The organism is Sciscionella marina DSM 45152, assembly GCF_000379465.1.
Taxonomy (GTDB): Bacteria; Actinomycetota; Actinomycetes; order Mycobacteriales; family Pseudonocardiaceae; genus Sciscionella; species Sciscionella marina.
In genome coordinates this window covers 146,603-168,421 of the sequence record NZ_KB905383.1, presented here as the reverse complement: position 1 = coordinate 168,421, position 21,819 = coordinate 146,603, and the positions used below count along the sequence as shown (strand labels likewise).

26 protein-coding genes and 1 pseudogene are annotated in these 21,819 nt (G+C 67.8%); 15 read left to right on the top strand and 12 right to left on the bottom strand.

The window, feature by feature from the left end:
* Positions 1–254, bottom strand: a pseudogene (locus tag A37U_RS49530) (IS982 family transposase); the annotation flags it as partial.
* An 87-nt stretch (positions 255–341) separates the two neighbouring features.
* Between A37U_RS49530 and A37U_RS0112020 the strand changes: the two are divergent.
* Positions 342–998 carry a response regulator gene (locus A37U_RS0112020; protein ID WP_026197130.1) on the top strand — a complete coding sequence of 219 codons (657 nt, stop codon included), beginning with the start codon at positions 342–344 and terminating at the stop codon, positions 996–998.
* Between the two features lie 4 nt (positions 999–1,002).
* Here A37U_RS0112020 and A37U_RS0112015 read toward each other — a convergent pair whose 3' ends face one another.
* Positions 1,003–1,485 carry a pyridoxamine 5'-phosphate oxidase family protein gene (locus A37U_RS0112015; protein ID WP_020496892.1) on the bottom strand — a complete coding sequence of 161 codons (483 nt, stop codon included), beginning with the start codon at positions 1,483–1,485 and terminating at the stop codon, positions 1,003–1,005.
* Positions 1,485–2,072, bottom strand: a complete 588-nt coding sequence (locus tag A37U_RS0112010; protein ID WP_020496891.1) for a TetR/AcrR family transcriptional regulator — start codon at positions 2,070–2,072, stop codon at positions 1,485–1,487. Before A37U_RS0112010 ends, A37U_RS0112015 begins: the two co-directional genes overlap by 1 nt.
* A 205-nt stretch (positions 2,073–2,277) precedes the next feature.
* Here A37U_RS0112010 and A37U_RS0112005 point away from each other — a divergent pair, with 205 nt between their 5' ends.
* From A37U_RS0112005 to trmB, 4 genes are all read left to right on the top strand, one after another.
* On the top strand, positions 2,278–3,231 hold the full coding sequence (locus A37U_RS0112005) for an ABC transporter ATP-binding protein (protein ID WP_020496890.1): 954 nt from the start codon (positions 2,278–2,280) through the stop codon (positions 3,229–3,231).
* On the top strand, positions 3,228–3,971 hold the full coding sequence (locus A37U_RS0112000) for an ABC transporter permease (RefSeq protein WP_026197128.1): 744 nt from the start codon (positions 3,228–3,230) through the stop codon (positions 3,969–3,971). The genes A37U_RS0112005 and A37U_RS0112000 overlap by 4 nt, the downstream gene beginning before the upstream one ends.
* A 290-nt stretch (positions 3,972–4,261) precedes the next feature.
* A complete protein-coding gene (locus A37U_RS0111995; RefSeq protein WP_240437554.1) occupies positions 4,262–4,837 on the top strand; it encodes a hypothetical protein in 576 nt (191 codons plus the stop codon).
* Between the two features lie 144 nt (positions 4,838–4,981).
* The gene (gene trmB / locus A37U_RS0111990) at positions 4,982–5,602 is read left to right on the top strand and encodes a tRNA (guanosine(46)-N7)-methyltransferase TrmB (RefSeq protein WP_240437559.1); all 621 of its coding nucleotides are present in this window, start codon (positions 4,982–4,984) and stop codon (positions 5,600–5,602) included.
* Here trmB and A37U_RS0111985 read toward each other — a convergent pair.
* Positions 5,589–6,416: a ribokinase gene (locus A37U_RS0111985; RefSeq protein ID WP_020496886.1), complete on the bottom strand. Its 828-nt coding sequence runs from the start codon at positions 6,414–6,416 to the stop codon at positions 5,589–5,591. The genes trmB and A37U_RS0111985 overlap by 14 nt on opposite strands.
* Positions 6,417–6,633: 217 nt before the next feature.
* Here A37U_RS0111985 and A37U_RS0111980 point away from each other — a divergent pair, with 217 nt between their 5' ends.
* Together A37U_RS0111980 and A37U_RS0111975 are read left to right on the top strand one after the other, a co-directional pair.
* Positions 6,634–8,064, top strand: a complete 1,431-nt coding sequence (locus A37U_RS0111980) for an MFS transporter (protein ID WP_020496885.1) — start codon at positions 6,634–6,636, stop codon at positions 8,062–8,064.
* Complete coding sequence (locus tag A37U_RS0111975) at positions 8,061–8,459, top strand: MarR family winged helix-turn-helix transcriptional regulator (protein ID WP_020496884.1); 399 nt, start codon at positions 8,061–8,063, stop codon at positions 8,457–8,459. The genes A37U_RS0111980 and A37U_RS0111975 overlap by 4 nt, the downstream gene beginning before the upstream one ends.
* Here the strand turns inward: A37U_RS0111975 and A37U_RS0111970 are convergent.
* Positions 8,443–9,054 (bottom strand): TetR/AcrR family transcriptional regulator, encoded by a 612-nt coding sequence (locus A37U_RS0111970; RefSeq protein WP_020496883.1) that lies wholly within the window; start codon positions 9,052–9,054, stop codon positions 8,443–8,445. The two genes, A37U_RS0111975 and A37U_RS0111970, sit on opposite strands and share 17 nt — an antisense overlap.
* An 84-nt stretch (positions 9,055–9,138) precedes the next feature.
* Here A37U_RS0111970 and A37U_RS0111965 point away from each other — a divergent pair, with 84 nt between their 5' ends.
* On the top strand, positions 9,139–9,873 hold the full coding sequence (locus A37U_RS0111965; protein WP_020496882.1) for an SDR family NAD(P)-dependent oxidoreductase: 735 nt from the start codon (positions 9,139–9,141) through the stop codon (positions 9,871–9,873).
* A gap of 42 nt (positions 9,874–9,915) precedes the next feature.
* The gene (locus A37U_RS0111960; protein WP_020496881.1) at positions 9,916–10,809 is read left to right on the top strand and encodes a TIGR03619 family F420-dependent LLM class oxidoreductase; all 894 of its coding nucleotides are present in this window, start codon (positions 9,916–9,918) and stop codon (positions 10,807–10,809) included.
* A 12-nt stretch (positions 10,810–10,821) separates the two neighbouring features.
* Here the strand turns inward: A37U_RS0111960 and A37U_RS0111955 are convergent, their stop codons facing one another.
* The 4 genes from A37U_RS0111955 to A37U_RS0111935 form a co-directional block, all read right to left on the bottom strand.
* The gene (locus A37U_RS0111955) at positions 10,822–11,232 is read right to left on the bottom strand and encodes a hypothetical protein (RefSeq protein WP_020496880.1); all 411 of its coding nucleotides are present in this window, start codon (positions 11,230–11,232) and stop codon (positions 10,822–10,824) included.
* Between the two features lie 132 nt (positions 11,233–11,364).
* Positions 11,365–11,850: a hypothetical protein gene (locus A37U_RS0111950; protein WP_157182763.1), complete on the bottom strand. Its 486-nt coding sequence runs from the start codon at positions 11,848–11,850 to the stop codon at positions 11,365–11,367.
* Between the two features lie 431 nt (positions 11,851–12,281).
* The gene (locus A37U_RS0111940) at positions 12,282–13,721 is read right to left on the bottom strand and encodes a catalase (RefSeq protein WP_020496877.1); all 1,440 of its coding nucleotides are present in this window, start codon (positions 13,719–13,721) and stop codon (positions 12,282–12,284) included.
* Positions 13,718–14,200: a Fur family transcriptional regulator gene (locus A37U_RS0111935; protein WP_020496876.1), complete on the bottom strand. Its 483-nt coding sequence runs from the start codon at positions 14,198–14,200 to the stop codon at positions 13,718–13,720. The genes A37U_RS0111940 and A37U_RS0111935 overlap by 4 nt, the downstream gene beginning before the upstream one ends.
* A 100-nt stretch (positions 14,201–14,300) precedes the next feature.
* On the opposite strand from A37U_RS0111935, the gene A37U_RS0111930 reads away from it, so the two are divergent.
* The 5 genes from A37U_RS0111930 (at position 14,301) to A37U_RS0111910 (ending at position 18,030) form a co-directional block, all read left to right on the top strand.
* Positions 14,301–15,512 carry an MFS transporter gene (locus A37U_RS0111930; protein WP_026197127.1) on the top strand — a complete coding sequence of 404 codons (1,212 nt, stop codon included), beginning with the start codon at positions 14,301–14,303 and terminating at the stop codon, positions 15,510–15,512.
* 52 nt (positions 15,513–15,564) lie between these two features.
* Positions 15,565–16,134 carry a hypothetical protein gene (locus tag A37U_RS0111925; RefSeq protein WP_020496874.1) on the top strand — a complete coding sequence of 190 codons (570 nt, stop codon included), beginning with the start codon at positions 15,565–15,567 and terminating at the stop codon, positions 16,132–16,134.
* Between the two features lie 23 nt (positions 16,135–16,157).
* Positions 16,158–16,820, top strand: a complete 663-nt coding sequence (locus tag A37U_RS0111920) for an O-methyltransferase (RefSeq protein ID WP_020496873.1) — start codon at positions 16,158–16,160, stop codon at positions 16,818–16,820.
* A 79-nt stretch (positions 16,821–16,899) separates the two neighbouring features.
* On the top strand, positions 16,900–17,556 hold the full coding sequence (locus A37U_RS0111915; RefSeq protein ID WP_020496872.1) for a DedA family protein: 657 nt from the start codon (positions 16,900–16,902) through the stop codon (positions 17,554–17,556).
* Positions 17,557–18,030 (top strand): hypothetical protein, encoded by a 474-nt coding sequence (locus A37U_RS0111910; RefSeq protein ID WP_020496871.1) that lies wholly within the window; start codon positions 17,557–17,559, stop codon positions 18,028–18,030.
* Between the two features lie 10 nt (positions 18,031–18,040).
* Here the strand turns inward: A37U_RS0111910 and A37U_RS43260 are convergent, their stop codons facing one another.
* Both A37U_RS43260 and leuA read right to left on the bottom strand, forming a co-directional pair.
* On the bottom strand, positions 18,041–18,664 hold the full coding sequence (locus A37U_RS43260; protein WP_157182762.1) for a DedA family protein: 624 nt from the start codon (positions 18,662–18,664) through the stop codon (positions 18,041–18,043).
* Between the two features lie 122 nt (positions 18,665–18,786).
* On the bottom strand, positions 18,787–20,580 hold the full coding sequence (gene leuA, locus A37U_RS0111900) for a 2-isopropylmalate synthase (protein ID WP_020496869.1): 1,794 nt from the start codon (positions 20,578–20,580) through the stop codon (positions 18,787–18,789).
* 252 nt (positions 20,581–20,832) lie between these two features.
* Here leuA and A37U_RS0111895 point away from each other — a divergent pair, with 252 nt between their 5' ends.
* Positions 20,833–21,243, top strand: coding sequence for a hypothetical protein (locus tag A37U_RS0111895; protein ID WP_020496868.1), 411 nt, complete (start codon positions 20,833–20,835; stop codon positions 21,241–21,243).
* On the opposite strand, the gene A37U_RS0111890 is transcribed toward A37U_RS0111895, so the two are convergent.
* A complete protein-coding gene (locus A37U_RS0111890) occupies positions 21,240–21,785 on the bottom strand; it encodes a nitroreductase family protein (RefSeq protein ID WP_020496867.1) in 546 nt (181 codons plus the stop codon). The genes A37U_RS0111895 and A37U_RS0111890 overlap by 4 nt on opposite strands.
* Positions 21,786–21,819 lie beyond the last annotated feature (34 nt).

Genomic DNA, 21,819 nt, shown 5'->3' with positions numbered 1-21,819 from the left:
ATCTTGAGTCGCTTGTGATAACCAGACTGGCCCGGTAGGTAGGGAAACATGCGCCGCCACTGCGCGCTGTTGTGCAAGTGCCGCAGCCAGCGACGTTCGCAGTGATACCCCTGCAACACCTGCGCCACCGCCAGCGTGATCAGCTCAGCATCCGAGAGCAACGGTCGTCGACCACGCCCCCTACGAGCAGGAACCACATGGTCATCAACCAGCACGTACAGTGCTGTCAGGAGGGTGTTCAGTTCTTTCGTCACACATTGATCATGAACACCCTCCTCCCTCCCAGTAACACCAACCTGCCTCACACAACCTTCACGGAATCAACCATCTAGGGTATGCGCGTGATCAGGGTGCTTTTGGTGGACGACCAGGAACTCATGCGGATGGGCTTCCGGATGGTGCTCGGCGCCCAGGAGGACATGGACGTCGTCGGTGAGGCCGAGGACGGGCAGGCCGCGATCGAGAAGGCCGCCGAACTCCGGCCCGATGTGGTGCTCATGGATGTGCGCATGCCGGTGCTCAACGGCGTGGAGGCCACCGAGCAGATCGTGGCGGCCGGCACCGCGAAGGTGCTCGTGATGACCACGTTCGACCTGGACGAGTACGCGCTCTCCGCGCTGCGGGCCGGGGCGAGCGGGTTCCTGCTCAAGGACTCGCAGCCGGGTGATCTGCTCTCCGGGCTGCGCGCGGTGGCCAGCGGGGACGCGGTCGTGTCGCCGAAGGTCACCAAGCGGCTGCTCGGCCGGTTCCTCTCCGGGGCACCCGGTGAACTGCGGGACGCCACGATCCTGGAGGAGCTCACCGAACGCGAGCGCGAGGTTCTGGTGCTGATCGCGAAGGGGCTCTCGAACACCGAGATCGCCGGGAAGCTGTTCCTCTCCGAGGCGACGGTGAAGACCCACGTCGGCCGCATCCTCGCGAAGCTGGAGGTGCGCGACCGAGTGCAGGCGGTGGTGCTCGCCTACGAGACCGGGCTGGTCTCCCCCGGCGAAGCCTGACCGGTCACCGCCGCTGTGTCTGGCGCACGCCCTCGCCGGGTTTCCAGATGTCGAAGACCAGCTCGTCCCCGACCACCCGGATGAGTACGGCCTCGGTGAGTTCGGTACCGAACAGGTCGAACCCGGTCGAGGGATCGAACTCCTGTTCCTCGCGCAGCCAGGCGGCGAACCGGTCGAGCACCGCGGAATCGGTGATCCGCCGCGCGGTCCCGGCGATCTTCGCGTCCCCGATGGTCATTTCCCCCTCCAGAGTGCTGCAATTGTGCAGCGCGAATCGCGGATCCCGGTCGAGATCGCGCCCTTTCCACGCACCCGGCATGCTGCCGAAATACAGTTCCCCCTCGAAGAAATCGAGCTCCATTCCACTGACTCGCGGAGAACCGTCCGCGCGAACGGTGGCCAGAATCGTGTGTTGCTGCGCGGTGAGCGCGTTCTCGATCCGCTCGGCGTGTTCGGGTGCCTGCGCGCGCAGAATCGACCAGGACATCAGTCCCCTTTCTCGGTGACGGGTTGGCGCCATGCCTCGAGCACGGCATCGAGATCTCCGGCCACCCTGGTGGTGAGCGCTCCTTTCGGTTGCACCGACCAGGCGAGCACGCTGCCGTTGACCAGTCCGGTGAGTACCCGCGCCGCGCGGGCCGGGCTGGGCGCCGACGGCAGTTCGGCGGCGCGCACCAGGGTGCGGATTTCCTTCTCCACGGCGGAGAACAGTTTCCCGAGCAGTGCGCGCAGTTCCCGGTCGGTGAGGTCGGCACCGAGCGCGGCGACGTTGTTCGCGGCCACATCCGGTGACATGGCGGGAAACCAGCCGAGCAGCGCGGCCCGCAGCCCGGCGTGACCACCACCTGCCTCGCGCGCCCGGTCCCGTATTCCGCTGGCCGCCTTGTCCTGCGCGGCAAGCATCAGGGCGCGCAACAGTCCCGCCTTCGAGCCGAACCGTCCCGCGACGGTGCCGACCGAAACCCCGGCGCGTTCGGCCACATCCGCGATGGTGAACCCGGGACCGAGTTCTTCGATGGCCCGCGATGTCGCTTCCTGCAATGCCTCATCGGTGATCTTCCTCGGCCGTGCCACCCAGTTATTGAAGCACTGTTCATTAACGGGGGCAAGGACACCTCAGGGTCAGGATCAGGGGAATACCCGATGGTGGTCACCGCGAACACCCGCGAGACTACGACCAGAGGCTGACCCGAGAAGGGCACCCTGGGATGACGCGCGAAGGCGCAGGCGCCGGGCAAGGTATCGGTCAGCAAGAGCACGGCTATACGAGGGAGAAACCATGATCGAGGCAGTCGGCCTCACCAAACGGTACGGCAGCGTGCTCGCCGTCGACGACCTTTCCTTCACGGTCCGCCCCGGTCACGTCACCGGATTCCTCGGGCCGAACGGGGCGGGCAAATCCACGACGATGCGCATGATCCTCGGCCTGGACAATCCGACGCGCGGGCAGGTACTCATCGACGGGAAGCGCTACGCCGAGCTGCGTGAGCCGCTCCGTTCGGTCGGCGCGCTGCTCGAGGCGAGCTGGGTGCACCCGAACCGTTCCGCGCGCAATCATCTGCTCTGGATGGCGAAATCCAACCGGATCCCCACCAGGCGAGTGGACGAGGTGCTCGAACAGGTCGGGCTCACCTCGGTGCAGAACAAGCGGGCGGGCGGGTTCTCGCTCGGTATGTCGCAGCGGCTCGGTATCGCGGGCGCACTGCTCGGTGATCCGGGAATCCTGCTGTTCGACGAGCCGGTGAACGGGCTCGACCCGGAGGGCATCCTGTGGATCCGTCAGTTCATGCAGCGGCTCGCCGCCGAAGGCCGCACCGTGCTCGTCTCCAGCCACCTGCTCTCCGAAATGGCGCAGACCGCCGAGGAACTCGTGGTGGTCGGCAAGGGCAAGCTGATCGCGCAGACCTCCACGAGCGCGTTCATCGACCAAGCGAGCGAATCCACGGTGCGGGTGCGTTCCCCGCGGCTGGACGCGCTGCGCCAGCTGCTTCTCGGCAAGGGGCACCCGGTCGACTACGTGGACGGCACGCTGCTGGTACGCGCGGCGACCACCGAACATATCGGCGATCTGGCCGCGGCCAACGGGATCCCGCTGCACGAGCTGACCACGCAGCGCGGCTCGCTCGAGCAGGCCTTCATGCAGCTGACCGGCGACGCCGTCGAATTCCACACCCATCTCGACTCCGCGGCCGAGCAGGCACCGGAGCTGACGGCCCAGGGGGCGAACCGATGACACTCATGGCAGTCGAACGCATCAAGCTGGTCACCACGCGGGCGCCATGGCTGTGCGCGATCCTCGCCCTCGGGCTCACCGTGGGACTCGCGGCGGTGTACGCGATGCAGGCGGATCACGAGGTCGCCATCTCGGGCAGCCAGCTCGGGATCCCGTTCGGGCTCATCGTGGTGATGGTGCTCGCGACGCTCTCGGTCACGACCGAATACCGCACCGGAACGATCCGCACCACCTTCCAGGCGGCGCCGAGCAGGGTCAAGGTGCTCGGTGCGAAGGCGGCGACCGTGGCGATCATCGCGGGCGTCATCGGTGAGGTCTACTCCTTCGCCTCCTTCGGCGCGGGGCAGCTGCTCGCGCGGGACGGTGCCGCCCCGCTGAGCACCGCGGGCGACTGGCGCCAGGTCGCGGGCGCCGGGCTGATCTACGCGGCCGGCGCGATCCTCGCGGTCGCGGTCGGCATCCTGATCCGGCACACCGCGGGCGCACTCGCACTGCTGCTGGTCTACACGCTGATGGCGGAGAATCTCATCCAGGTCATCCCGAACGTCGGCATGGACATCCACCCCTGGATGCCGTTCCACGTCGGACAGAAATTCCTCAGCACGGACGGGCCCGGAGTCGGTTTCTTCCCCACCGACGACATCACACTGAGCCCGTGGGCTTCGCTCGCCTACTTCGCTGCTTTCGCGGTTGTTCTGCTTGCCATCGCGCTCGGGGTCGCGAAAAAGCGGGACGCCTGACCGAAAAGTTCGCCACTGCACCGATTCGGGGTCGGTGTGCCAGGCGAACAGCCCGAGGGTTGGACCATTCGTCGGGGGATGGTCCAACCCTCTTTTTCGTTCTCACCCATGCCCCGATCGGTGGCTGCGGACACCTCCCGCATCATGCAATATGGAACAAGGCGTCTGGCCGCGAGACGTGAAAATTGCGTTAAACCGCTGGTAACACCCGGCACTTTTCACCGATTCCAGTGGATGATGGGGCCAGGACCCGTTGGCCGCAATCACGCTGCTGGAGGTGACAGTTGATCGTGAGTTCGGCGCTGGAACAACCGGAACCGGCCACTGGAAGCGAAGTCCCGAGACAGCCGGGGCCCCGGCAATCCGGACCGCTTCGAGTGGAACCGCTCGCCGCACTGGAGTGGTCGAGCGCGATCGCGGTGAACGGCAGGATCACCCGCGCGCGGAATCCGGCCGAGGCACGCAAGGCATGGGTACACACCGCGGAGGAGGACCAGGTGCTCGCCCTTTACCTGGCGAGCAAGGCCGCGGACCCGCAGACCGAGGCGCCCTGGTGGCTCGAACCGCTGGCCACCGGCGCGTTCCCGAGCCGGGAGGACGCCTTCGCGGTCGAGGACCGGATCGCGAAGCTGCTGTTCGCCCGATCCGGCTGGGTGTATACCCCGTGGGGCGAGAACGGCTATTGGGAATACCTTCCCTCGGAGAAATGGGCACCCAATCCGACCACCCTGCAGTGCACCAACCGGCATGAGCACTGGATCGATGTGCTTCCCGCGCACGAGGACAGTGCCCAACCGCCGGAACCGATCGCGGTGCACGGCACACTCGCACTGCGTGCCGATCTGGGCTGGATCGAGAAGCTGTAGTTTCTGAAGCGTGAGCGAGCTTGCGAGCGAACCGATAGACACAGCAGCCCTGCGAACGGCGATACCGAGCGCCAGCGAGGTAGCCCCGTGAGCGAGCTTGAGTATCACCGCGGCGTCGTCAGCTTCGTCAACCGCGGCGGCCGGATGACCGTCGGCCAGCAGCGGGCGTGGGACCGGGACTGGCCGCGGATCGGCAGCGACCTCGCCGAGCTGCCCGCACTCGAGGGGTGGTTCGGCCGCAGTGCGCCCGTGTTGCTCGAGATCGGCTCCGGAATGGGCGAGGCGACTTCCGCGCTCGCGGCCGCCGAGCCGGAGCGCAATTACCTCGTCGCCGAGGTCTACCCACCGGGGCTCGCCCAGCTGATGTTACGGGCGGAAAACCTCGGTGTGACGAACCTCCGCCTGGTCCGGGGCGACGCCGTGGTGCTCGTCCGCGACCATCTGCCCGCGGATTTCCTCGCCGGGGTGCGGATCTTCTACCCGGATCCGTGGCCGAAGAAACGCCACCACAAGCGGCGGCTGGTCGCGCCGGAGTTCATCGCCCTGCTCGCCGCGCGGATGGCCCCCGGGGCACGGTTGCACCTGGCGACCGACTGGGCCGAGTACGCCGAGCAGATGCTCGAGGTGTGCTCGGCCGAGCCGCTGCTGCGCAACGAGCACGCCGGCTACGCCCCGCGGCCCGCATGGCGCCCGCGCACCAAGTTCGAGCGGCGCGCCGAGGAAGAGGGCAGGCCGAGCAGGGACCTGATGTTCATCCGGCGGTAGGCGGGTTCGCGATCGGCGGCTGGGCACCGTGCCAGGTGGTCGCCTCCGCGCTGGCCCGCACCGCGGCCGCGAGCGCGCCCGCCTGATCCATCCCGTTCGCGAGCGCCGCGGCGAGGGTGCCCGCGAAGCAGTCCCCGGCCCCGGTCGTGTCCACCACCTCGACCGGCGGCGGGGTGGCACTGGCGCTGCCCCACTGGGCGCCGCGCGCACCGAGGGTCAGGCACACCGAGGACAGGCCTTCGGGCAGCGCGTCGAACTCGTGTTCGTTGACGATCACCGGATCCGCGGCGGCGAGCACATCCACGGGCACATCCGCGACCGGCGAGGGGTTGAGCACCACCCGCACCCCGTTCGCCGCGGCGAGCCGGACCGCGGTGAACACCGTCTCCAGCGGCGTCTCCAGCTGCGCGACCAGCACATCCGCGCGCGCGATCGTCTCGGTCGGCAGATCCTCCGGGCGCACCAGCTCGTTCGCGCCGGGGACCACCACGATGCTGTTCTCCCCGTTCGCGTCCACCGTGATGAACGCCTGGCCCGTCTGCGCCCCCTCGGTGACCAGCACCGCGCTCGCGTCCACCCCGTTCGCGCGCAGCCCCTCCAGCGACTGGCGGCCCGGCTCGTCCCCGCCGACCCTGCCGATCATCGTCACCGAATCGGCCAGCCGCGCCGCCGCGACCGCCTGGTTCGCCCCCTTCGCCCCCGGTTGCGTGATCAGCCGCGAGCTGAGCACGGTCTCCCCCGGTCCGGGTAGCTCCGCAACGGTCATCGTGCGGTCGATATTCAGCGAGCCGAGTACGGCCACGCGTCCGGTCATCTCATCGTCTCCAGCCACGTCGGGATTGCCCTCACGATCATAGGTGGGCCCGTGAGCCGAGCTTGCGAGGCGAACTGAGGACACAGTCGTGCCGCGCACGGGGCTGAGCGCTAGCGAAGTTCACCCAGGCCAGCGTGGTTACTCAGGACACAGTGCCGACACGGTCAGTTAGTTGTAGCATGTTAATGATTGTAGAACTACAACGATTGGAGCCGGGTTGAGCGAGCTCTCGCGCCGTCGGCGGCTACTCATCCTCGCGATCTGCTGCATGAGCCTGTTCATCGTCGGGCTGGACAACACGATCGTGAACCTCGCGCTGCCGTCCATCAAGCGCGAACTCGGTTCCTCGCTGTCCAGCCTGCAGTGGACCATCGACGCCTACACGATCGTGCTCGCCAGCCTGCTGATGCTCTCCGGTTCGGTCGCCGACCGGGTGGGCCGCAAGCGCACCTTCCAGATCGGCCTGGTGCTGTTCGGCATCGGCTCGCTGCTGTGCGGAATCGCACCGAACACCGGCCTGCTCATCGCGTTCCGTGCGCTGCAGGCCATCGGTGGCTCGATGCTGAACCCGGTGGCCATGTCGATCATCACGAACACCTTCACGGATCCGCGGGAGCGGGCGAACGCGATCGGCGTCTGGGGCGGGGTCATCGGGCTGAGCATGGCGCTCGGTCCGGTGCTCGGCGGGGTGCTCGTGGACGCGGTGAGCTGGCGTTCGGTGTTCTGGATCAACGTCCCGATCGCCGCGCTCGCGGTGGTGCTCGTCGCCCTGTTCGTGCCCGAGTCGCGCGCCCAGTACGCCCGCAGGCTCGACCCGGTCGGCCAGGTCGCGGTGATGCTCGTGCTGCTCGGCCTGACCTTCGGCATCATCGAGGGTCCGCACACCGGCTGGACGAGCCCGCTGATCCTCGGCTGTTTCGCGGTGGCCGTCGCCGCGCTCGTGTTCCTGATCGGCTACGAGCGCCGGATCACCGAGCCGCTGCTCAATCCACGGTTCTTCCGCAGCATCCCGTTCTCCGGGGCCACGCTGATCGCCATCTGCGCGTTCGCCGCCCTGTCCGGGTTCCTGTTCCTCAACATGATGTACCTGCAGTCGGTGCGCGGATTCTCGGCGCTGCACGCGGGGCTGCTCACCATCCCGATGGCCGCGGCGAACGCGCTCTTCGCACCGCTTTCCGGCCGGATCGTCGGCAGCGTCGGGCCGCGGATTCCGCTGCTCATCGCGGGCGCGAGCATCCTCGGCGGCGGACTCATGCTCACCGGGATCGGCACCCAGACCTCGCTGCTCTACCTCGGCGTGGCCTATCTGCTGTTCGGCATCGGGTTCGGCATGGTCAACGCGCCGATCACGAACGCGGCCGTCTCCGGAATGCCGCGCGCGCAGGCGGGCACCGCGGCCGCGGTCGCCTCCACGAGCAGGCAGGTCGGCGCCTCGCTCGGGGTCGCGGTGCTCGGTTCGGTGGTGACCGCGAACATCGTCGGCCCGTTCGGCGCCGGCTTCGTCGATGCGAGCAGGCTGACGTGGTGGATCATGGCCGCGATCGGCGTGGCTATCGTGATGCTCGCGCTCCTGTCCACCGGCCGCAGGGCCGTCGCGAGCGCGGCAGCCGTCGTTCCCCAGGAACCAAGCGAGGTCCGGTCCGCATGACGACACCCACCGAGGTATGGCTGCTCATGCGCGGTTTCGCGATGGACCGCCATGAGCGCAGGCGCGAGGTCAGCGAGGCGACCGATCTGCCGTTCGTCCGGGTCAAGGCGCTGCGCTGGATCGCCCGCGAACCGGTCACCCTCGGTGAACTGTCTCAGCGGCTCGTCAACGACCGCCCGTACACCACGCTGATCGTGAACGCCCTCGAGGAACGCGGGCTCGTCACCCGCGAGGCGCATCCCGAGGACCGCAGGCGCAAGCTCGTCACCATCACCGATGCCGGAAGGCGAGTCGTCGGGAAGGCGGAAGCGATCCTGTTCGCGCCACCGGCGGAACTGAGCGCGCTCGACCCGGAGGATCTCGCCACCCTCGACCGGATCATGCGCAAGCTCTGACCATGCCGTCCCAGCCGAACATCGCCGCATCGATCACCTTGTGCAGCCCGGTCACCGAGGCACCATCCTTGGCCTGCACGGACAAACCGAAGAGCACGGTCATCGCGTAATCGGCGAGTGCGTCGAGATCGGCGCCGCCCGGAATCTCCCCCTCGGCCGCGGCGAGCCGCGCGCGCACCGATTCGCGGACCGCGCGGCGCCGCTGCTCGAGGAACAGCCGCACCGATACATTGTCCTCGCTGACATTCGTGGCCGCGAGCACCACCATGCAGCCGCGCGGGCTGCCCGGATCGGCGTAGATCTCGGCGTTATCGCGCAGCATCGCCTCGATCGCGGCGCGCGCGGTCGGTGCCGTTTCGAGGGCCCGCTCGGTCGCGGTGCCGAGCCCCGGGGTGCACCCGTAGAGCTCCACCGCTTCCCGGAACAGCTCCTCCTTGCAGCCGAAAGCCGTGTACAGGCTGCGCGCGCCGATCCCCATCGCCTCGGTGAGTTCGCTGATCGAGACCGCCTCGTAGCCGCGCTCCCAGAACAAGCGCAGCGCAGAACGCAGTGCCGCGTCACGGTCGAATCCGCGTGGCCGGCCGGGTGCTGGCATGGCCCTCCTCTCCGTGGTTGACCTCCGAGCCTAGTCGATGCTATCTATTGTGCAATGATCGTTGCAGAATTACGAGGAGCTCAGATGGGTATTGCAGGCAAGGTTGCACTCGTCACCGGCGGCAGCAGGGGAATCGGTGCCGCCATCGCGACACGGTTGGCCGAACAGGGGGCGGATGTCGCGCTCACCTACAACAGCTCGGCCGAGCGGGCCCTGGAGGTGGCGGGCAAGATCGGTGCACTGGGCCGGAAAAGTCGCGCGATCGCCGCGCCCGCGCGCGATATGGCCGCGGTACGCGATGCGGTCGCCCGCACCGTGGACGAGTTCGGCAGGCTCGACATCCTGGTGAACAGCGCGGGAATCTTCCCGACCGGGCGCATCGACGGGATCGGGCTCGACCAGTTCGACGAGGCCATCGATGTGCACCTGCGTTCGGTATTCGTCGCCGTGCGCGCGGCCGTGGAACACCTCGGCGATGGCGGGCGCATCATCAGCATCGGCAGCTGCCTCGCCGAATACGTCGGCACCGAAGGGCTGACCAGTTATGCGACGAGCAAGTCCGCGCTGAGCGGGTTCACCAAGGCCATCGCGCGCGACCTCGCCCCACGCGGCATCACCGCCAACCTGGTGCACCCCGGGAACACCGACACCGAGATGAACCCGGCGAGCGGGGCCGACCGGAGCAAACTGGCGAGCATCCCGGTCGGGCACTACGGCACCGCGGACGATATCGCCGCCACGGTCGCCCACCTGGCGGGCGATGGCGGGAAGGTCATCACCGGTACCGCGATCACCGTCGACGGCGGGGTCAACGCGTAGCGGCCGGGAATGCCGGAGCGGGTGCGCCGTGTTCGTGGTCACATGGAACTTGGGATCTCACTGCCGCAGTTCGGCGCACACGCACAGTACGCGGACCGGGTCGGCTGGTTCGCCGAACGGGCAGAGCAGTCGGGGGTGCACAGCCTGTGGGTCGCCGAGCGGCTGATCGCCCCGGCGCAGCCGTCCGTGCCCTATCCGGGAACCTCCGGGATCCCGAAACAGTACCGGCAACGGCTCGACCCGTTCGCACTGCTCAGCGTGGCCGCGGCGCATACCGGACGGGTCCGGCTCGGCAGCAATGTGCTGGTCTCCCCGCTGTACCCGCCCGCTTTCCTGGCCCGCATCCTGACCACGATCGACCTGGTCAGCGCGGGACGATTGCTCGCGGGCTTCGGCATCGGCTGGTCCCCCGAGGAGTACGCGGCCATGGGAGTGCCGTTCGAACAGCGCGGTAACCGGCTCGACGAGAGCCTGGATGCGCTCGAAACCCTGTGGACGCAGAGCACCGCGGAGTACGCGGGGCAGTTGTGGACCGTCCCGGCGACCCGCGAGGAACTGCGTCCCGCGCAGCGGCCGCACCCGCCGGTCTACCTCTCGGCGTTCGGCGATGCGGCGCTCGACCGGGTGGCCAACCGCGCGGACGGCTGGCTGCCCATGGTGACCGATGCCGAACCGGACACCATCCGGCTACTGCGCGAGCGGCGGGAGCGGATCGACGAGCAGGCACGTGCAGCGGGCCGGGATCCCGCGCGGATCGAGACGGTGCTGCGGATCAACCCGCCGGCAAGCGCGGACCTCGATACGGTCATCGCGCTCACCGGCGGGCTCCTCGACGGAACCGGAATCGAGCACGTGTTGGTCAACCTGCAGAGTGTGACCGGGGAACCGGAACAAACCCTCGGGCACGCCGAGAAGTTGCTCGCGGCGCTGCGCTGAACCGCTGCCTGCTCACATTCCGCGGCAGGGGTTCGGGAAGTCCGGCAGCCCGATGTCCGGGCCGTTCGGGATGCCGATCTTGAGCATCAGCTCGTAGGCGGTGTTCAGCACCGTGTTCACCACATCGCAGAGCGGGTTGCCCGCGGCGACCTTCGGCTGTTCGATCACCGAGTTCAGCATCGAGCGCGCCGCGTCGAGCTGCGCCTGCTTCGGGGAGTTCGCCGGGAGCTTGACCGCTTCGAGCTTGCCGAGCAGTGCACGGGCCTTGTCCTGCAGGCTGTGCGCCTGATCGGCGGCGGGCTGCACCACGGCGACCGGGTTCGCCGGCTGCTCCTGCGCACTCGCCGTCGCCGCGCCCACCGCACCGAAAGTGCCGAAGGTCAGGGCGGTGAGGGCCGCGGTCGCGATGGTCCGTTTCCACATATCGATACTCCCTATTGATTGCGACTGGGCCGGAACCTATCGCACGAAATTGATCCAGCAAGCCGAAACCACCCGAAGGAGGGGCGCCCGAATCGACGGGCGCCCCTCGCGGTATGGGAGTGAGTTCGGTTTTCAGGTTCCCGGAACCGGCACCGGCGGCGTACTCGGCACCGAAGCACAGAGCTTGCCGACATCGGGCAGCGGAAGCCCGGCGCCGAGCAGGCTGTTCAGCAGATTGCCGACCACACCGGCAACCGAGGCGATCAGCCCGCACAATGGATTGGTACCACCTGCTTTCAGCGTACGATCGGGCAACTTCGCGGTCAGCGAACGCGCCTTGTTGAATTCGTTCGCCTGCGCGGGCGAACGAGTCTGTGGAAGACCGTCGAGGATGTGGCTCGCGGTCTGTTTCACCGCAGGGGCATCCCGCTGCTCGGCCGCCGAAGTCAATTCGTGCCACAGCTGCTTTGCCGTGCTCTTGTCGAGAACGTGGGTCGAACTCGTGGCCACCCCGCTTCCGGCCTGCGGCGCCGCGCTGGCTACGCTGACGCCCGATACGGCGATGACAGCGGCGGTCGTGGTCGCGACCAGCGCCTTCATCAAAGGTTTCGTGGACACCGATGCCCTCCCGGGGGTTCGGAAAAACGTCGTGGACGGCACATATCTTGCGGCCGTCCACGGCCTCGGCACCACCCCCGAAAAAGGGCCGCACGCCTTTTTCGAATACCGTGCGCTACCGCGATACTCACTCACTATCGGTTCGGGTACTCCCCTGGCGTGTGACACGTGATCGCGATTGTGCGCGTGCTGAACCCACACGGGTGGAAACCGTCACCGCGGCAGGGAATCAATTTCCCCGAACGAATTATTCGCCCACGAACCCCGATCGTGCGTACCTCGATCGCACTTTCCTTTCGAGTAGGAATAACAATACGGATTGGTAACCGCTAAAATCGCGCGCCCCGCATGGGAAACTCGCCCGGACAACCGAACGGCCCGGTGACCATGGAGGTCACCGGGCCGTCGTGGCTACCGCGAAACGCGGAGGATCACTTGCCGAAGCTGCTCGCGATCCGGTCGCCGATGGTCTTGTCGACATTGCGCCAGTACTGCAGCGCACGGTCGAGGACCTCGCCTTCCACGCCACCGGAGAGGTGCCCGGTCACGTTGCCGATGAGGCGCTCGCGCTCCTGTTCGTTCATGACCTTGTTCACGAGGGTGTTCGGCTGGCCGAAGTCGTCGTCCTCAGAATGCAGGCGGTAGGCGGAGCGGACGATCTCAGCCTCGATGCCGTAGGTCGCCACGTCGTCATTCTCGGCAGCGCGCGCCCCGCCGAAGGAGTTCGGCGAGTACACCGGGTCGCCGGTGTTCTGGAATCGCATCGCGCCGTCCTTGGCGTACGAGTGCACCGGGGACTGCGGGCGGTTGACCGGCAGGTCCATGTAGTTCGTGCCGATGCGGTAGCGGTGCGCGTCCGCGTAACCGAACAGCCGACCCTGCAACATCTTGTCCGGGGAGGTGCCGATTCCAGGCACCAGGTTGGACGGCTCGAACGAGGCGAGCTCGATGTCGGTGTGGTAGTTCTCCGGGTTGCGGTCGAGCACCCAGCGGCCGACCTTGATCAGCGGGTAGTCGCCGTGCGGCCACACCTTGGTCAGGTCGAACGGGTTGAACCGGTAGTCCGCCGCGTCCTCGTACGGCATGACCTGCACGTACACGGTCCAGCTCGGGTGGTCCCCGCGCTTGATCGCGTCGTAGAGGTCCCGGATGTGGTAGTCCGCATCGGTTCCGGCGAGCTCATCCGCCTGGGACTGGGTGAGGTAGCCGATGCCCTGGTCGGTCTTGAAGTGGTACTTGACCCAGAACTTCTCGCCGCCCGCGTTCTCCCACAGGTAGGTGTGCGAGCCGTAGCCGTTCATGTTCCGCCAGGAATCCGGCAGCCCGCGGTCCCCCATCAGCCAGGTCACCTGGTGCGCCGACTCCGGGGTGAGCGACCAGAAGTCCCACTGCATGTTGTTGTCCCGCAGGTGGGTGTCCGCGCGGCGCTTCTGCGAGTGGATGAAGTCGGGGAACTTGATGGTGTCCCGGATGAAGAACACCGGGGTGTTGTTGCCGACGAGGTCGTAGTTGCCCTCTTCGGTGTAGAACTTCATCGCGAAACCGCGCGGATCCCGCCAGGTGTCCGGGGAGCCGTTCTCGCCCGCGACGGTGGAGAACCGCACCAGGGAGTCGGTCTTGGCGCCCTTCTGGAACAGCGCGGCCTTGGTGAACTGGCTGACGTCCTCGGTGACCTCGAGGAAACCGAACGCGCCACCGCCCTTGGCGTGCACGACACGCTCCGGCACACGCTCCCGGTTGAACTGGGCCAGCTTTTCGATCAGGTAGTGGTCCTGCAGCAGGATCGGGCCGTTCGTGCCCGCGGTGAGCGAATGGTCGTCGCTGCCTACCGGAATACCGGCGTTCGTGGTGGTTGGCTTGGCGGCAGTCACGCCGATGCCTCCTTCATCGTGGTGGGTGTTCCGTCGATTTCCCGTGCACGGCGACAGTCCGGGCAATGACCCCAGAAGATCACCTCGGCCTCGTCGAGACTGAAGCCCGCGGTGTCGGCCGGTTCGAGACAGGGCGCCGGGCCGACGGTGCAGTCCACATCCTCGGTACGGCCGCAGCCCCGGCACACCAGGTGATGGTGGTTGTCCCCGGTTCGCGTCTCGTACCTCGCGGGATGCCCGGCCGGTTCGATCCGGCGCACCAGCCGCGCACGATTGCACGCGTGCAGCACGTCATAGATCGCCTGCGTGGACACCGTGCCGAGCTCATCGCGCACCCCGCCGGCGACCTGATCCGCCGTGGTGTGCGGGTGATCGGCGAGCCAGCGCAGCACCGCGAGCCGGGGCGCGGTGACCCGCAGACCGGCCGCGCGGAGTCGTTCGACATCCGCGTTGTCTGCGTAGTGGATCGAGGGAACCATGATGCCCCAACCACATCACGTTTTCTGGAATTAGTCAAGTTAACCCGACCCGGGGGTGCGGACCGGAACTCGCTTGCACCTGCGTACCAGAATGGAGGGTGTGTCGCTGAGGTCGTACCGGGAAGTGTTCGCCGCCAAGGGAGCGGTGACGCTGTTCGCCACGCTGATGTTCGCCCGCATCCCGCTCGTGGCGACGGGCATGGTGATGACCCTGCACGTGGTGCTCGGCCTCAAACACGGCTACGCCGCGGCGGGGTTCGCCGCCGCCTCGGTGACGATCGGGGTCGCGGTCGGCTCGCCGCTGCTGGGCAGGGTGCTCGATTCGGCGGGCCTGTACAAGCTTCTCGTGGTGACCGCAGCGGCCGAGGCGGCCTTTTGGGGCTTCGCCTGGATGCTGCCCTATGGCGCGCTGTTGCCCGCCGCGTTCGTCAGCGGGGTGCTCGCCCTCCCGGTGATGTCGGTCGGCAGGCAGGCGGTCGCCGCGCTGGTGCCGATCGCGCAGCGCCGCTCGGCCCTTTCACTCGACTCCATCTCGGTCGAACTGACCTACATGATCGGGCCCGCACTCGGGGTCTGGTTGTGTACCACGCTTTCCACGAACATCGCGATGATCGCGGTCGGTGCCGCGATGGTGCTCGCCGCGATCGCGCTCGGTGTGCTCAATCCGAGCATCCGGCGCGGCGACGAACAGGTCGAGGAGGAACGCCCGCCACGGCGCACCTGGCTGCGCGGGCCGATCATCGGGATGTTCGCCATCGGGATCGGCGCGATGTTCACCCTCACCGGGGCGGAGCTCGCCGCGGTCGCGATGCTGCGCGAGGGCGGCGAGGTCGGCTGGACGGGCCTGGTCGTCGCGCTGATGTGCGTGGCATCCGCGACCGGCGGGATCATCTACGGGGCGCGGCCGAGCGGGATCTCCCCGGTGATCCTGCTGCTCGTGCTCGCCGGGCTCACCGTTCCCGTGGGGCTCGCCGGGCACGACTGGTGGGTGCTCGCCATCGTCTGGTTCCCCAGCAATCTCGCCTGTGCCCCGACGATCGCCACCTACAACGAACGGGTCATGGCACTGGCCCCGGTGCAGGCGCGCGGTGAGGCGATGGGCCTTGCGGCCTCGGCGAACACCCTCGGGCTCGCCATCGGCCAGCCGCTGATCGGTGCCGTGCTCGACGCGGCAGGCCCGGTATGGGGATTCGTCGCGTCCGGGACAGGCGGGCTACTGCTCGCCGGGGCCGGGGGAATCCTGCAGATGTCTCGGGGTCGGGATCAGACCAGAGGGGCACCCGAGGTGCGACCGCAGATCGATGCGGGCTGACTAGCGCACCCAGGAGAGTGGTCCGCGCACCGATTACCGGAAGGGACCACCGATGAAAGGCGTCTATCTCGCCCTCGGCCTGATCATACTGCTCGGCGCGGGCCTTGCCATGGCGGAGATCTTCGGCACCGGCGCCTTGCGTGCCGAGGCGCAGCGGTTCGGCGAACGGGCACTGTACGGTGCCCGGCTGACCGAGGTGGAACTGCACGGATTCCCCAGGATTCTTCAGGAAGCCACGCACGAGTCCGAGCAGATCGACTTTCTCGGCGAGACCGTGGACGACACCGCGGACATCCACGCCATCGCCTCCACCGTGGACCTTCGCGGGCAGCACGCGCGCAAGCTGAGCTACGCCATCACCGTGCGGCACTTCGCGGCCGGCGCGCAACCGACGGCGAGCACCAACTCCCCGGCCTTCGCCCTCGGGGACCGGCACTACCGGGCCATGGTGGCGCGGGACGGCGAGGCCGTTCAGGTCAGCGCCCACCCCGAGGACCAGACACTCAGCGATATCGGCCCGCTGACCGTGCGGCTGCCCTTCCTGCCGCGCGAGGCCCGCATCGGCACCCCGTCCGTCGTGCCCGCGGGAATCCGCTTCGAGGCGACGGTCGATGCACGGTAGGCCGATCGTGGTCCAATGGTTCCATGCGAGAACTGTGGAGCCAGGTGGACCAGTTCATCGACGGCGCGCTGATCGATTCCGACCCGGCGGCGCCGGCCAGGGCGGCCGCGGAGAACGCGGGATTGCCGCCGATCGCCGTCACCGCCGGAATGGGCAAGTTCCTCTCCCTGATCGCCGGTTCCATCGGAGCCCGCTCGGTGCTGGAGATCGGCACGCTTGCCGGGTACTCGACGATCTGGTTCGCCGAGGGCATCGGCGAGCAGGGGCGCGTGGTGACCTTGGAGGCGGATCCGAGGCACGCCGAACTCGCCTGGTCGAACCTGCAGGCCGCGGGGGTCGCCGACCGGGTACGGCTCGAGGTCGGGCCCGCGCTGGACGCCCTGCCCAAACTGGAAGCCGAATCGATCGGCCCGTTCGACCTCGTGTTCATCGACGCGGACCGGCGGAACAACCCCGAATACCTCGGCTGGGCGCTGCGCCTGTCCCGGGTGGGAACCGTGATCATCGTGGACAACGTTGTCCGGGCGGGCGCGATACTCGACGAGGAGACCGAGGACCCGGACATCCAGGGTGTCCGCGGCAGCTACGAGCTGCTCGCCGCCCACCCGCGGATCGAGGCCACCGCGCTGCAGACGGTGAGCGGAAAAAACTACGACGGCTTCATCTACGCGGTGGTCCGCCGGTGAAATCCGGGATGTCCCCGATCAGCTTTTCGCCGGTATCGGGCAGACTGACCCACGGTTGTCCACAACCCGAAGGGGGCACATGAACATCGACGCGTGGCTTGTCCACATCCCGCATCTCGTCGTGTACCTACTCGTCGGCGTGGTCGTCGGGATCGAAAGCCTCGGCATCCCCATTCCCGGTGAGATCGTTCTGGTCAGCGCGGCACTGCTGTCCGCGCGGGCCGAGCTCAACGTCGCCTGGGAATGGATCGCGCTCTCCGGAGTGATCGGTGCCGTCGTCGGTGATTCGATCGGCTACGCGCTGGGCCGCAAGTTCGGGCACAAGTTGTTCGACTGGCTGGGCAAAAAATTCCCCCGGCACTTCGGCGAGGACCACGTCGCCTACGCCGAGCACATCTTCAGCAAATGGGGCGCGCTCGCGGTGTACTTCGGCCGGTGGATCGCGATCCTGCGCATCTTCGCCGGGCCGCTGGCCGGTGCGCTGCGCATGCCCTACCCACGGTTCCTGTTCGCGAACGTGCTCGGCGGGGTCACCTGGGCCGCGGGCACCACGGCGGCGATCTACTATCTCGGCCAGGCAGCCGAGGTGTTCCTCAAGCGCTTCTCCTATATCGGGCTCGGGGTCGCGGTGCTCGCCGGGATCATCATCGGCCTGCTGCTCAAGCGCAAGATGAACAGCCTCGTCAAGGCGTACGCGGAGAAGCGCCGCGCCGAGCAGGACCAGCTGGCAAACTAGATGAACCGAACGGCACTGCCCGCGCTGCTGATCATCGGCGCACTCGCCCTCGCGGGATGCGGCGGTGCGTCATCCGGGCATCCCGCCGACCACCGAGCGGCACCCTCGAGCACGGCCGCGACCAGCATCACGCAGCCGCCCGCGGGCGGGTCCGCCTTCACCATCGAATACGAGAACGGCTACCGCACCGTGGTGACCTTCACCGCCGAGCAGCTCGGCAGGCTCACCGGCCAACGGCTCGAGACAGGCACGGTCGAAGCCGTCACCGCCGCGCTCGGGAAGGCGCAGACCTGGACCGCCCAAGGGAAACTGTCCAGGTACGCGGACCAGCTCACCGGCGCCGCGCGAGCCGAACAGTCCCGGATCAAGCAGACACTCGGTGACCTCGTCTCCGGCAAGGCCGACCGGCTACGCGTACACATCGGGCACAACCGGCACGAGACGCGCGCCCACTTCGGCACCGAACACGGTTAGCCGGGACCGGTCAGGAAGCCGAGGTCTCCAAGGTGCGCGCGACATTGCGGCGCGGCAGGCGCTTGCCGATCAGTCCCGAGACCGCGGCGAGCAGCATGGCCAAGCCGAGGCCGACACCGATGCCCAGCAGCGGGCGGCCGGTGATCGAGGTGCCGAGATAGCCGAGCAACGCGGCGTACACCGTCCACATTCCCGCCCCGAGCAGCGAGATCGGCAGGAACTTGCGCATCGGGAACCGGGTCGTCCCGCACAGCGCCGCCGCCAGGATCCCGCCCATCGGCAGGAACCGCGCCGCGACCAGGATCAGCACCGGCCTGGTGTGGATACGATCGGACACCCAGTCGAGCACCGCGGCCGTTGCCTTGCGGCGCCGCGCCCTGGTGACCGCGAACGGGCCGATGGACCGCCCGATCCCGTAGTTCACCAGGTCCGAGGTCGCGCAGCCGAGCGCACCGACCACGAGCACCAGGGGGAACGAGAGCGTGCCACCCGCGGCCAGCGCGCTCGCCGAGATCAGTACCGCCTCGGTCGGGGCGAACGGCACCGCGGCGACCACGAACAGGGTCGTCAGGATGGCAAACGTCGTTCCCGGAATGAGCTCGCTCCCCGCGTTTTGATCGCGATTCGATATCACGATCCTGCCGACCAGGGTAACGACCCTGACGTAGCCGCCACCGAACGGGTGACGGAACGGGTCGTGCGTGGTTGTGTTGGTTCTAACCAACACAACCGCGCACGAGCACTCGTTTGCCCAGGTCAGCGGTTGGCGCGGTTGATCGCCGATGTGACGGCGCGCAGGGAGGCGGTGACGATCGAGGGGTCGATACCCACACCCCAGAGCACGGTTCCGTCCACGGCGCACTCGATGTAGGAAGCGGCGCGAGCGTCGTCACCCGGAGTCATGGTGTGTTCGGAGTAGTCGAGCAGCCGGACGCCGTAGCCGATGCTTGCGAGCCCGTCGAAGAAGGCGGCGATCGGGCCGTTGCCGTGGCCGCTGATCTCCTGCGTGTCCCCGTCCACCCGCACGGTCGCGCTCAGCGAGTACTCGCCGTGCCCTTCATCGGTGACGTGCTGGCGTACCAGTTCGAGCGGGGTGCGCTGCTGGAGGTACTCGGTGGAGAAGACGTCCCACAACCGCTCCGCCTCGACCTCGCCGCCCTCGTCATCGGTGTAGCGCTGCACGACCTTGGAGAACTCGACCTGCAGCTTGCGCGGCAGTTCGAGCTGATGCTCGGTCTTCATCAGGTAGGCGACGCCGCCCTTGCCGGACTGGGAGTTCACCCGGATCACGGCCTCGTAGGTGCGGCCCACGTCCTTGGGATCGATCGGCAGGTACGGCACTTCCCAGGGGTACTCGTCGATCGGCACCCCGGCCGCTTCGGCCTCGCGGCCCAGCGCGTCCAGCCCCTTGTTGATGGCGTCCTGGTGCGAACCGGAGAACGCGGTGTACACCAGGTCACCGCCCCAGGGATGCCGCTCGTGCACCGGCAGCTGGTTGCAGTACTCGACGGTGCGCCGGATCTCGTCGATGTCGGCGAGGTCGATCTGCGGGTCCACGCCCTGGCTGAACAGGTTCATACCGAGCGCGACCAGATCGACGTTCCCGGTGCGCTCGCCGTTGCCGAACAGGCAGCCCTCGATCCGGTCGGCCCCCGCCTGGTACCCGAGCTCGGCGGCGGCGATCCCGGTACCGCGGTCGTTGTGCGGGTGCAGGGACAGGATGATCGAGTCGCGGCGGGCCAGGTTCCGGCTCATCCACTCGATCGAGTCCGCGTACACGTTCGGCGTGGCCATCTCCACGGTGGACGGCAGGTTCACGATCACCGGCTTTTCCGGGGTCGGCTGCCAGATCTCGGTCACCGCATCGCAGATCTCGACCGCGAAGGACAGTTCCGTTCCGGTGTAGGACTCCGGGGAGTACTGGAAGATGAAATCGGTGTCCGGCTGCTTCCCGGCGAGCTCGCGCACCAGGGTCGCGGCCTCGGTCGCGATCTTCTTGATGCCTTCCTTTTCCTCCCGGAACACGACCTTGCGCTGCAGGATCGAGGTGGAGTTGTAGATGTGCACGATGGCGTTCGGCGCCCCGCGCAGCGCCTCGAAGGTGCGCTCGATCAGTTCACCGCGGCACTGGGTGAGCACCTGGATGTGCACGTCCTGCGGGATCGCGCCCTCTTCGATCAGCTCGCGCACGAAGTCGTAGTCGGTCTGGCTCGCCGCGGGGAACCCGACCTCGATCTGCTTGTAACCCATGCGCACGAGCAGGTCGAACATCTTGCGCTTGCGGGCCGGGGACATCGGGTCGACCAGCGCCTGGTTGCCGTCCCGCAGATCGACGGCGCACCACAGCGGCGCGGTGTCGATGACCTTGTCCGGCCAGGTCCGATCGGGCACGGATACCGGCTCGACCAGTTCGGCGAACGGCCGGTACCGGTGAAACGGCATCGAGGATCCGCGCTGGTTGTTCCACGGGCGCTGTCCGGGAGCGGGTGGCCGGGACGGTGTTCCGCCCTTGCGCGCGCTGGATTCCTGGCTGTTGATCAGGGAAGTCATAACGGAGAACTCCTGCTTGGTCGTCTGTTCCAACCGGGCTGACGACCGGCGTCACAAAACTCCGCGGCGAGGCGCCGGTCTGGTCAGACCTCGTCGCGGCAGCGAAGCAGGAGGGCACGTGCCACGTCTTCGACCGTACCCGTCCGAACTCGTCCTCGTGAAACGGGGGCGGAATCACCCTGCCGGGGACGGTCATCAATTTGTTGTTACGGCCGAGTAGCCATCCGCCGCTCAGCGTGTAAGACTGCGCGCATGGCAGCGCACGAACAGAAGCCCGACAACGAGGCCGCGGCCGCGAGAGAGGCGGCAACGGAGGAGCCGAAGACCACCGTCGCCAAGCCCGTCGGCAAGTCGGCCGGTCAGCGTGCGCTCGAGCTCCGCGCTCCGATCATCAACCTGGTCGCGGGCCTCGTGCGCTGGGTCGGCGTGATCTTCGCCGTCGTGCTCGTCGTGCACATCATCCTGGTCATCGGCGAGGCCAACCCGAACAACGGCATCACCGGGTTCGTCCACAGCTTCGCGGACACGGTCGCGATCGGATTCAAGGACCTGTTCACCCCGGACGACGCCAAGCTGGCGGTACTGGTCAACTATGGCATCGCGGCGATCTTCTGGCTCATCGTCAGCGCGCTCGTGGCCCGCATCCTGAAGCGGTTCGCTTAGAGAGCGGGTTCGCCCCAGCTCCGCCCGAACGCGAGTTCGCCCAGTTCGAGCCGCTTGCGGGGGGCTCGTTCGCGATCCCGCTTGTCCTCGGGGAGCAGTTCCACCGGGCCGGGCCGGCCGACCGCGATCGCCACCAGCGGGCTCGCCCACTCCGGGACCGCGAAGGCGGTACGCACCGCTTCCGGATCGAACCCGGCCATCTGGTGCGCGACCAGTCCCTCATCGACCGCCTGCAACACCAGGTTCTCCACGGCGAGGCCGAGACCGTACTCCGCGTAGGGCACCTCGCCCTTCTCGTTGCGCCGCACCGCGATACCCACGAGCAGCAGCGCGGCCCGGTGTGCCCAGCGCTGATTACCCGGAACGAGCGCGTCGAGGATCGCCTTGTACGCCGGGTCCGCACGCCTGCCGAGCACGAACCGGGCAGGCTGCGTGTTGCCGTAGGACGGGGCCCAGCGCGCCGCCTCGAGCAGGGCATGCAGCGATTCCGTGCCGACCACCGCCTCCGGGTCGAGCGCCCGCGGACTCCATCGCGCCGTCATCAGTTCGTGCAAGAATCCTCCTCGTGCGTGGTTA